The 10,188-nt window shown below is 74.1% G+C and carries 8 protein-coding genes; 3 read left to right on the top strand and 5 right to left on the bottom strand.

From position 1 onward, the window contains the following. The 3 genes from ACSNOH_RS30070 to ACSNOH_RS30060 form a co-directional block, all read left to right on the top strand. On the top strand, window positions 1-1,368 hold a 1,368-nt coding region (locus tag ACSNOH_RS30070), incomplete at its 5' end, for an alpha/beta hydrolase (protein WP_436724603.1). Window positions 1,369-1,495: 127 nt separating this feature from the next. Next, the gene (locus ACSNOH_RS30065; RefSeq protein ID WP_436724602.1) at window positions 1,496-2,578 is read left to right on the top strand and encodes a hypothetical protein; all 1,083 of its coding nucleotides are present in this window, start codon (window positions 1,496-1,498) and stop codon (window positions 2,576-2,578) included. 52 nt (window positions 2,579-2,630) lie between these two features. Continuing rightward, window positions 2,631-4,208 carry an alpha/beta hydrolase gene (locus ACSNOH_RS30060; RefSeq protein WP_436724601.1) on the top strand — a complete coding sequence of 526 codons (1,578 nt, stop codon included), beginning with the start codon at window positions 2,631-2,633 and terminating at the stop codon, window positions 4,206-4,208. A gap of 62 nt (window positions 4,209-4,270) precedes the next feature. Here ACSNOH_RS30060 and moeZ read toward each other — a convergent pair whose 3' ends face one another. The 5 genes from moeZ to ACSNOH_RS30035 all read right to left on the bottom strand — a co-directional run bounded on the left by moeZ (window position 4,271) and on the right by ACSNOH_RS30035 (window position 10,058). Next, window positions 4,271-5,449, bottom strand: a complete 1,179-nt coding sequence (moeZ, locus tag ACSNOH_RS30055) for an adenylyltransferase/sulfurtransferase MoeZ (RefSeq protein WP_436724600.1) — start codon at window positions 5,447-5,449, stop codon at window positions 4,271-4,273. Window positions 5,450-5,533: 84 nt separating this feature from the next. After that, window positions 5,534-6,313: a spherulation-specific family 4 protein gene (locus ACSNOH_RS30050; protein WP_436724599.1), complete on the bottom strand. Its 780-nt coding sequence runs from the start codon at window positions 6,311-6,313 to the stop codon at window positions 5,534-5,536. Then, window positions 6,301-7,215 (bottom strand): NAD-dependent epimerase/dehydratase family protein, encoded by a 915-nt coding sequence (locus tag ACSNOH_RS30045; protein WP_030366193.1) that lies wholly within the window; start codon window positions 7,213-7,215, stop codon window positions 6,301-6,303. Before ACSNOH_RS30045 ends, ACSNOH_RS30050 begins: the two co-directional genes overlap by 13 nt. Window positions 7,216-7,308: 93 nt before the next feature. Continuing rightward, the gene (locus ACSNOH_RS30040) at window positions 7,309-8,277 is read right to left on the bottom strand and encodes a hypothetical protein (protein WP_436724598.1); all 969 of its coding nucleotides are present in this window, start codon (window positions 8,275-8,277) and stop codon (window positions 7,309-7,311) included. A 215-nt stretch (window positions 8,278-8,492) separates the two neighbouring features. After that, window positions 8,493-10,058 carry a DUF3492 domain-containing protein gene (locus ACSNOH_RS30035; protein WP_436724597.1) on the bottom strand — a complete coding sequence of 522 codons (1,566 nt, stop codon included), beginning with the start codon at window positions 10,056-10,058 and terminating at the stop codon, window positions 8,493-8,495. Window positions 10,059-10,188: the final 130 nt, after the last annotated feature.

The raw sequence follows: 10,188 nt of genomic DNA, 5'->3' as shown, positions 1-10,188 counted from the left end.
GCAGAAGGCGGATCCTCCGAGCGCGCCCCCGGCCCCGACTGGGAGTGCGCGACCCTCCAGGCCCCCCTCGACTACACAAAACCCAGAAGCAACACCAACACCATCGGCATCGCCCTGATCCGGACCAAGGCCACCGACCGCACCCACCGCATCGGCTCGCTCGTCTTCAACTTCGGCGGCCCCGGCGGCTCCGGCATCACCACGCTCCCGGCCTTCGCGGACGACTACAAGGCGCTCCGCACCCGCTACGACCTGGTCAGCTTCGACCCGCGGGGCGTGGGCCGCAGCAGCGGCGTCACCTGCCTGGACGACCGGCAGCTCGACGCGTACTACGCCGCGGACGCCGCGCCCTCCACCCCGGCCGGGGAAAAGGCCCTGGTGGAGCGAGTGGCCGCCTACGCCGCCGGCTGCGAGCGCAACTCCGGCAAGGTCCTCCCCCACGTGGGCACGGAGAACGCCGCCCGCGACATGGACCTGATGCGCGAGGTGCTGGGCGACGCCAAGCTGCACTACTTCGGCGTCTCGTACGGCACGGAACTCGGCAGCGTCTACGCCCACTTGTTCCCGGACAAAGTCGGCCGCGCGCTTTTCGACGGTGTCGTGGACCCCACCGCGGATCCCGTGCAGAGCGCCCTCGCCCAGGCCCAGGGCTTCGAGCTGGCCCTCACCAACTACATGCAGGCCTGCACGCAAACGTCGGACAACTGCCCCACGGAACCGCAGATCCGCGCCCTCCTCCAGCGCCTGGGCGACAAGCCGGTGCCCGGCGGGGGCGGCCGCGAGCTGACCCGTTCGCTCGCGACCGGCGGCATCGCCCAGTCGCTGTACTCCAGGGACTTCTGGGACTACCTGACCGAGGGCATCGAGGACGCCGAGGGCGGCGACGGCCGGCTCCTGCTCTCGCTCGGCGACGCCATGAACGGCCGCGGCCAGGACGGCCACTACAGCACCCTGCAGTCCTCCCTCAACGCCATCACCTGCGCGGACTTCGCCCAGCGCTACACCGCGGCCGAGATCGAGCGGCGCGTGCCGGAGTTCCGCAAGGCGTCCCCGGTCTTCGGGGACTTCATGGCCTGGAGCCTCACCCAGTGCACGGGCTGGCCCGTGAAGGGCGCGTGGCAGACGCCCGACGTCAGCGCGAAGGGCTCCGCGCCGATCCTCGTCGTCGGCAACACGGGCGACCCCGCGACCCCTTACGGGGGAGCGAAGCGCATGGCGCAGGAGCTGGGTCCGGGCGTGGCGGCCGAGCTGACCTACCGCGGCCAGGGGCACGGCGCCTACGACAGCGGCAATGCGTGTGTCAAGGGGGCAGTTGACGCCTACCTGCTGGACGGTACGGTGCCGGAACCAGACAAGATCTGCTCATAGCACACATAGCACATATCACCGGTGACGGGCACGAGACACGATCAACTCGGGTCGAATGTCAGTGGCCCGCACTACGATCGCCCGCACAGCAGTTCCGCGGACGACGAACGAAGTTCGGGGGGACGAAGTGCCGCACGAAACGCCACGCACCACACCAACGCACACCACATCCGCACCCCACTCCACCGAGAACCACCCGGACCACCCGGACCACCGCAGGCCCCACACCCACGCCCACGCGCACACCCACGCCCACACCCTCACCGGAGCCCTGGCCATCGCCGCCCTGGTGGCCGCCCTCGTCGCGCTGTGGCAGACGCAGTCCACCCCGCTCCGCGGGCGCGCGTACTGCTGGGGCGCCTGGCCCGAGGGCGAGGCGCCGTTCCGCCGCGGCGACCGCGACCGCATCGCCGACGAGGATCCGCCCGCGCCGGGCCGCCCCACCGGCCGGTGCTCGCTCCGCTGGCACAGCGGCCGGGGCGGCGGCATGGAGGCGCAGCGGCTGGACCTCCGCCTGGGCACGGGCCCGCGGGAGGCGGGCGAACGGCGGACGTGGCTGGGCGAGTTATTCACCGGCGGGGACGTCCCGCTCCCGGACGGCTTACCGGGGTTCACCGCTGCCGCTTCCGGCACGGGCGCCCTGGTGCTGCCGGAGAGCTGCGACGTGGACGGCCGCCCGTCGGTCATAACACTGAAGAGCGCAAAGGCACTTCCTGTCACCACCGCAGGCGAGTTACTGGTAGCGGCAGCCAACAAAGCAACGGAAAAGACCAGTTGCACAACACTGCCGCCCCTCCGCCTGCGCCAACACACATCCCCCACCACCGCCCCCGAGGGTTGCGGCATAGCAGGCCTGAGCAAACAGAACACAAAGCACGTCACCGGCACGGAGCTCTCCGAGACCAGCGACTTCCACAGCTGCGTCATAAAAGAGGCCCGCTTCACCGCCACCGCCCGCCCCCGTCTGGTCGCCCTCTTCGACGGCCTCACGGGCGACCGCCCGCCGGCCCCCGGCTGGCGGGCGCACGGCAGCATCGACGCGGCCGGCGCCCTGGTCAGGGCGGACTGCGGCGGCAGGCCCACGGTCTTCGCCATGCGCAGCGCCCCGGGCCGCCCCCGCACCGGGCCGGACGACCCGCGCGAGGTCTTCCAGCTCTACGTGGACGCGGTCGCCGTGCATATGGGTTGTGCGCCCCTGCGCGCCGGGTGACGCCTCCGCGCGGCGGCGACTCCACCGCCTTCACCTCCGTACAGTCGGGGGAATGAGCTCCCCTAGGCCTCGGGCCACCACCGCCCTCCTCGGCGCCGGCATCGCGCTCGTGACGGCCCTGTCCGCCTCCGGCTGCGGCGATGCGGGCTCCCCGGACTCCGGGGACGGCAAACGCAGCAGCGCGAGCGGCGCCCGGGACGGCGGCGCCCCCACGGGCCCGCCGCTGCGCTGGACGGCCTGTCCCGCACCCAGCGTCGCGCAGGGCGTCTCCCCCGACGGCAAGGCGCCCGGCAAGGACTGGGAGTGCGCCAAGCTGCCCGTGCCCCTCGACTACGCGAAGCCGGACGGCGAGAAGATCGAACTCGCCCTGATCCGCGCGAAGGCGCGGGACAAGGGCAAGCGCCTCGGCTCGCTCGTCTTCAACTTCGGCGGCCCCGGCGGTTCGGGCGTGGCCACCCTGCCGGGCCTGGCCACCAGCTACGACAAGCTGCGCGACCGCTACGACCTGGTCAGCTTCGACCCCCGCGGCGTGGGCGACAGCGCGGGCGTCCGCTGCCTGGGTGACAAGGAGACCGACGCCGCCGCCCAGATCGACGGCACGCCGGACGACGCGCAGGAAGAGCGGGCGGCCCTCGCGGCCAACAAGGCGTACGTGGACGCCTGCGCCAAGAACTCCGCCAAGGTCCTGCCCCACGTGGACACGCTGAGCGCCGCCCGCGACATGGACCGGCTGCGGGCCGCCCTGGGCGATGCCCAGCTCAACTATTTCGGCATCTCCTACGGCACGGAGCTGGGCGCCGTCTACGCCCACCTCTTCCCGAAGAACGTGGGCCGCGCCGTGCTCGACGCCGTGGTCGACCCGACGCAGGACACGGTCGAGGGCAACCTCGGTCAGACCAAGGGCTTCCAGCTCGCCCTGGACAACTACCTGAAGGACTGCGCGGCCTCCGCCCGGGGCGCCGCGTGCCCGACGCAGGACAGCATCGTCTCCTTGCTCAAGAAGCTGGACGGTCAGCCCCTGCCGACCCGTCAGGGCCGCAAGCTGACCCAGGACGAGGCCGTCAACGGCATCGCGTCCGCCCTGTACTCCAAGGACACCTGGAAGTACCTGACGCAGGGCCTGCAGGAGGCCATGAACAAGGGCAGGGGCGACACCCTGCTGGTGCTCTACGACCTCCTCAGCGGGCGCGGCCCCGACGGCCGCTACAGCAACCTCCAGCCGGCCAACCGGGCGATCTCCTGTGCCGACTCCCGGGACCGGTTCACGGCCGACGACGTGAAGGGCCTGCTGCCCCGGTTCCGGTCCGCGTCCCCGGTCTTCGGGGAGGCCTCGGCCTGGTCGCTCCTGGGCTGCACGGGGTGGCCCGTCGAGGGCAAGTGGAAGACGGTCGACGTCAGTGCGGAGGGTTCGGCGCCGATCGTCGTCATCGGCAACACGGGCGACCCGGCGACGCCCTACGAGGGCGCGCACCGGATGGCCGAGGGCCTCGGCAAGGGCGTCGCCGCGGAGCTCACGTACAAGGGCGAGGGGCACGGGGCGTACAACAGCGGGAACGCGTGCACGGTCGGTGCGGTCAACACGTACCTGCTGGAGGGCAAGGTCCCGGCCGCAGGCACGACGTGCTCGTGAACAGCGAGGAGTAAGGGGCGACCGCAACAGCGGTCGCCCCTTACTCCTCAGCAGAGCAACGCTCAGTACACCGGCTTGTCCGGCTCCACCTGGTGGACCCATCCGATGACGCCGCCGCCCACGTGCACCGCGTCGGCGAACCCGGCGGCCTTGAGCACCGCCAGCACTTCCGCGGACCGGACACCCGTCTTGCAGTGCAGGACGATGCGCTTGTCCTGCGGGAGGTCCTGCAGGGCCGTGCCCATCAGGAACTCGTTCTTCGGGATAAGCCGCGCGCCCGGGATGGAGACGATCTCGTACTCGTTCGGCTCGCGGACGTCGATGACGTCGATGTTCTCGCCGTCGTCCAGCCACTCCTTGAGCTGCTTGGGAGTGATCGTGGAGCCGGCCGCGGCCTCCTGGGCCTCCTCCGAGACCACGCCGCAGAACGCCTCGTAGTCGATGAGCTCCGTGACGGTCGGGTTCTCGCCGCAGACCGCGCAATCGGGGTCCTTGCGGACCTTGACCTGGCGGTAGGTCATCTCCAGGGCGTCATAGATCATCAGGCGGCCGACCAGCGGCTCCCCGATGCCCGCCAGCAGCTTGATCGCCTCGTTGACCTGGATCGAGCCGATCGAGGCGCACAGCACGCCCAGCACGCCGCCCTCGGCGCAGGAGGGCACCATGCCCGGCGGCGGGGGCTCGGGGTACAGGCAGCGGTAGCAGGGGCCGTGCTCGCTCCAGAAGACGGACGCCTGGCCGTCGAAGCGGTAGATCGAGCCCCACACGTACGGCTTGTTCAGCAGCACGCAGGCGTCGTTGACGAGGTAGCGCGTGGCGAAGTTGTCCGTGCCGTCGACGATCAGGTCGTACTGGGAGAAGATCTCCATCACGTTGTCGGCTTCGAGGCGGCCCTCGTGCAGGACGACGTTCACGTACGGGTTGATGCCCTGCACGGTGTCGCGCGCGGACTCCGCCTTGGAGCGGCCGATGTCCGCCTGGCTGTGGATGATCTGACGCTGCAGGTTCGACTCGTCGACCTCGTCGAACTCCACGATGCCCAGGGTGCCGACGCCGGCCGCGGCCAGGTACATCAGGGCGGGGGAACCGAGACCGCCGGCACCCACGCAGAGCACCTTGGCGTTCTTCAGGCGCTTCTGCCCGTCCATCCCGACGTCCGGGATGATCAGGTGGCGGGAGTACCGACGAACCTCGTCTACGGTGAGCTCGGCAGCCGGCTCGACCAGCGGTGGCAGCGACACGGGGACTCCAGGGTCCTCCCCGCCGGGGCGGGGAACATACAGGCGGCGTTCGGTCCTTCCCCGGTAACACTGCCACGCCCCGTCTCATTCCGAGACACCCGGTCCGATGCGCGAGACGATCTCGTCCCAGTAGCCGGGCATCACCTCCCAGGGGTCCGCTTCGTCCCGGTCCGTCCGGTCGGTGAAGTAGATCGTGCCGGCGCCCTGCCAGCGGGCGAGGCGCAGCGCCTCCTCCAGGTGGGCGCGGGGGACGCCGTGCACGAGGTGGCAGAAGCGGGCGGCCGGGAAGTCGGCGGTCCACTCGGCCACCTGCGACCAGCGGTACGCCGGCCAGGGGCCGTAGAAGGTGACGAGCTGGTCGGCGAGGTCGGCGTAGCCGGGCGAGGGGTGGGTGCCGTGGACGAGGACGACGTACGCCCGGTCGAGCACGGTGCGCAGGGAGGCGACCGTGCGCCGGGTGCCGGGCAGGGCGGCCGGGTCGGCGGGGGTGGCGTCGAGGGCGAAGCCGTCGACCCGGTACCAGTTCAGATAGCGCTGGGCCTCGGAGAGCACCTCGCCGAGCGGGCGCTCGCCGAACCTCAGGTCCAGGTGGCCGAGGACCCGGACGCCCGCTTCGCGCAGCCGGGCGGCGGCGGCCACGCGATACGGGTCCGGGCGGTCACCGGGGCCGCCGGAGGCGGTGCCGCCCGGGGCGGCCATGGCGCCGCTGCCGAGCACGACCCACTCCACGGGGACGTCGGCGCGCAGGAGTTCGCCCCACTCGGCGGGGGCGAGCAGGGGGTGCGCGAAGCCCGGGACCCCGAAGCGCAGCGGGGCCTCGCGCACGCGGGAGCGCCGCTGCCCGGGCGGGCTCAGATGCGACACGCGGCCTCCATCCAGATGTCGGCCAGCGACTCCTCCAGGCCGATCCGGGGGCGCCAGCCGAGCCGGTCGCGGGCGGTGCGGACGTCGGCCTGCTGCCAGCTGCCGCAGCCGTCGGGGTACGGGTAGGCGGGCGGGGTGCCGAGGTGGGGGTCGTCGAGCTCGTGGAGGGAGCCGCCGTAGCCGGCGACGCGGGCGAGCGTGGCCGCGGCCTCGCGCAGCCGGACCGCGCGGCCGGTGCCGATGTTGACGGCGCCCTGGGCGGCGGAGAGGGAGGCGGCGTGCACGGCGCGGGCGACGTCGCGGACGTCGACGAAGTCCCGCTGGACGCCGAGGCCGCTGAGCTTCAGCTCGCTGTCGCCGTTCTGCATGGCCCGCCGGAGGGCGTCGGCGAGCCGGCCGAGAGGGGAGCCGGCCGGGGTGCCGGGGCCGACGGGCGAGAAGACGCGCAGGACGATCGCGTCGAGGCCGGAGCCGAGGACGAGCTCGGTGGCGGCGAGCTTGCTCACCCCGTACGGGCCGCCGGGGCGCGGCACGGCGTCCTCGGCGGTGGACGAGCCGGGCTGGGAGGGCCCGTACTCCGAGGAGCAGCCGAGCTGGACGAGGCGCGCGCCGCAGCCGCTGCGGCGCAGCGACTCGCAGACGGTGGCGACGGCGACGGTGTTGTGCCGGGTGAGGTCGCGGGCCCCGCCGCGCGTGGCGCCCGCGCAGTTGATCACGACGCCGGGGTGGACGGCGTTGAGGAAGCGGGTGAGCGCGCCGGGGCTGCCGGTGGCGAGGTCGAAGCGGACGTCCGCGTCGTCGCCGCGGCCGAGCGCGGTGAGCTGGACGGCGGGGTCGGCGAGCAGGCGGTCGGCCACGTAACGGCCGAGGTAGCCGTTGGCACCGAGCAGCAGAACCCTCATCGGTCGCGCCCTCGCTCTCGCCCGGCGGTGCGGATGGGGTGAACGGTCATCTTCCTTGCTCCTCTGAAGGGGGTGTGCGACGGGGACGGGTGGTCACCGGGCCCGGGCCGGGGCTTCTCCGGGATCGGCGGGGACGGGTGCGTGGGCCCCCTGGCGGTGGGCGGAGGCCCGGGAGAGGGCGGTCAGGGCGTGGGCGAGGAGGGCGAGCGCGGGGAGCGCGCAGGCCACGAGGGGTATGGCGGCGGGGCCGTAGGCGCCGGCCGCCCAGGCGGCCGCTCCCGGCAGCCGGGGCGCTCCGGCTCCCGGCGCCGTGGCGGCGAGCGCGGCCGCTTCCATGCCGCAGGCGGCCAGTGCGGCGACGGCGGCCGGCCGGCCGAAGCCGCGGGCGGTGAGCAGCCGGGCCAGGAAGAGCAGCCCGCCGAGCGCGGTGACGGCGGCGAGCTCCTGCGGCCGGGCGGCGGGAGCTCCCAGGGCCGCTCGCGCGGACCACAGGAGCGCGGTCAGGGCGGCCGTGAACAGGGCGGCGGCGGTGAGGAGCAGGGGCCAGGTGCGGGCCCGGAACTCGGCGCGGGAACGGCTGGCCGCGAGGGCGTGCCGCACCCGCCCGGTGAACCAGCGGGCGCACCACGCGGCGGGGGCGAGGCCGCACGCGAGGGCGGCGGCGGCCGGGGCGGCGGCCTTGAGGACGTCCGGCAGGGGCGGTCCGCCGGCGCGGCCGGAGAGCAGTGCGGCGAGGGCGGGACCGCCGAGGAGGGCGTAGGCGACGAGCCAGGCGCCAGCGAGGAGTCCGGCGAACCGCCAGGGGGCGCGCGGGCCGTGCGCGAGGGCTGCCGGGTTGCGCGGTGCGCGCGGGCCGGGGGCGGGCCGCACGGGCTCCACGCGCTCGGCGCGTGCGTAGAGCTCGTCGGCCAGCGAGAACACGTCCCTGTGCCGGCACTCCGCGGCCGCGCGGTCGGTGAGGCCCCCGTCCTCCAGGACGGCGGCGATCTCCAGCGGGTCCACGGCGCGGGCGCACAGCCCGTGGTGGCGGTGGAGCAGCGCCTTCACGGGATCGGCCTTCACGGAGCCGGCCTGCGCGGGACCGGCCTGCGCGGAGCCGGCCGACCCGGGACCACCGTGCACAGGCCCCTCACGAAGCGGGCCCCCACCAACCGGGTCTTCACGAACCGGGCCCCCACCAACCAGGTCTTCACCCACCGGGCCGGCATGAACGAGATCGGGCGCGGCGGCTATGCCGGCCGCGGCGGCGGGGGCGCTGCCGTCCCTGAGCCGTGTGGTCATGGGCGGCCTGCCCAGGTCGGGGAGGACTGCCGGGGCGTCAGGTCGATCGGGGCGCGGGACTCGGCGGCGCGGGAGAAGGGGACGGCGGGATCGGGGGCGGCGTCCCGCCCGGCGGGAGCGCGGGAGATGAGTTCGAGGTAGATGCCGTGGAAGTCCGTCACATGCCTCTCGGTGGTGAAGAGTTCGAGGGCCCGGGCGCGGGCCGCGGCGCCGAGTCTGGCTCTTCGGCCGGCGTCGTGCAGCAGCTCCAGGCAGGCGCCGGCGAGGGCGCCGGCGTTCCTCGGGGGGACGACGAGGCCGGTGCCGCCGATGGCCTCGCGGACGGCGGCGGAGTCCGGCGAGACGGTGGCGCGGCCGCAGAACATGGCCTCGACGAGCGGCACCGGGAAGGTGTCGGTGCCGCCGGCGAGGACGACGACGGTGCCCGCCGCGTACGCGGAGGGGTCGGCCACGGGCTCGTAGGAGACGCCGAAGGCGGGCTGGACGCCGGGCAGCGGGTCGCCGAGGATGCGCATCCGCACGTCGGGCTCGGCCTGGCGCAGGGCGGCGAGGGTCTCCCACAGGTAGGGCTCGGCCTTGCCGCCGGCCCAGAGCACGGTGAGGCCGTCGTCCGTCCGCTCGCCGGCCTCGGCCCGCTCCCCCACGGCCTCGTAGGGAGCGGGGTCGATGCCGGGGTGGACGGTGCGCAGCCGGGCGGGGTCCGCGCCGCAGCGCTCCTGCCAGCGGCGCACCTGCGCGTCGCCGGGGGTGATGATGTCGGCGCGGGCGTAGATCTCGGCGGTGAGCTGCCGGTGGAAGGCGGACAGCAGGGTCCGTACGGGCAGGGAGAGGCCGGCGGCGCTGGCGGCGCTGTTGAGGTAGTAGGCGCGCAGGCGGACCTCGTACTCGGTGACGAGGAAGGGGGTGCCGAAGAAGCGTTTGGCCAGGAGTCCCGGGAGGGCGGCGCAGCCCGCGGTGGTGGCGTGGCAGAGGTCGACGCCGGCGAGCCCGCGGTCGGCGGCGGTGCCGTACCAGTCGAGGGAGAGGGGGCGCAGGGCGCGCTCCAGGAGGGCGGTGACGGCGAGGAGGTCGGCGACGCGGATGCCGTAGGCGGCGGGGTGGCAGCCGGGGGCGCGGCAGGCGGCCTCCAGGATGCGCAGGGCCTGTTCGGAGCGGAGGGCGGAGCCGAGGCCGCCGGCGTCGCGGGCGAGGTCGGCGAGGCCGTTCAAGGCATCGGCGAAACGGTACGCCTGGGTCTTGCGGTCCTCGGGGCCGGGCTCGACGGTGGCGGTGAGGGCCTCGGCGAGGCCGGCGAAGTACGCGCCGAAGCGGCGGCGCTCGCGGCGGCCGTAGGCACGGTGGGCGCCTCCCACGGCTCCGGCCGGATCGCCCCACAGGGGGGCCGTGCGCACCCTGCGCACGTGCTCCGGCAGGTCGCACCAGCCGCCCGCGTCCTGGCGGGCGCGGCGGCTCAGGGCGCAGATCTCGAAGTCGTGTCCCGGCAGGCCCCGCACGAGCTGGTCGCACCACTGACCGCCCTCACCCGTGGCGTACGGATACCCACCCTCAGTAAGGAGCCCCACGCGCACGCACGCACCCCCGTCTGTCCCTTGTGGTCGCCCTCTTGTGGCCTGCGGCCGCCGAACGGCAGCGGAAGCACGCTATGCGGGCTCGCCCGTGGGGGGGGGGGGGGGGGGGGGGGGGGGGGGGGGG

This window comes from Streptomyces sp. URMC 127 (assembly GCF_051386535.1).
Taxonomy (GTDB): domain Bacteria; phylum Actinomycetota; class Actinomycetes; order Streptomycetales; family Streptomycetaceae; genus Streptomyces.
This window is presented reverse-complemented; position numbering and strand designations above follow the sequence as displayed.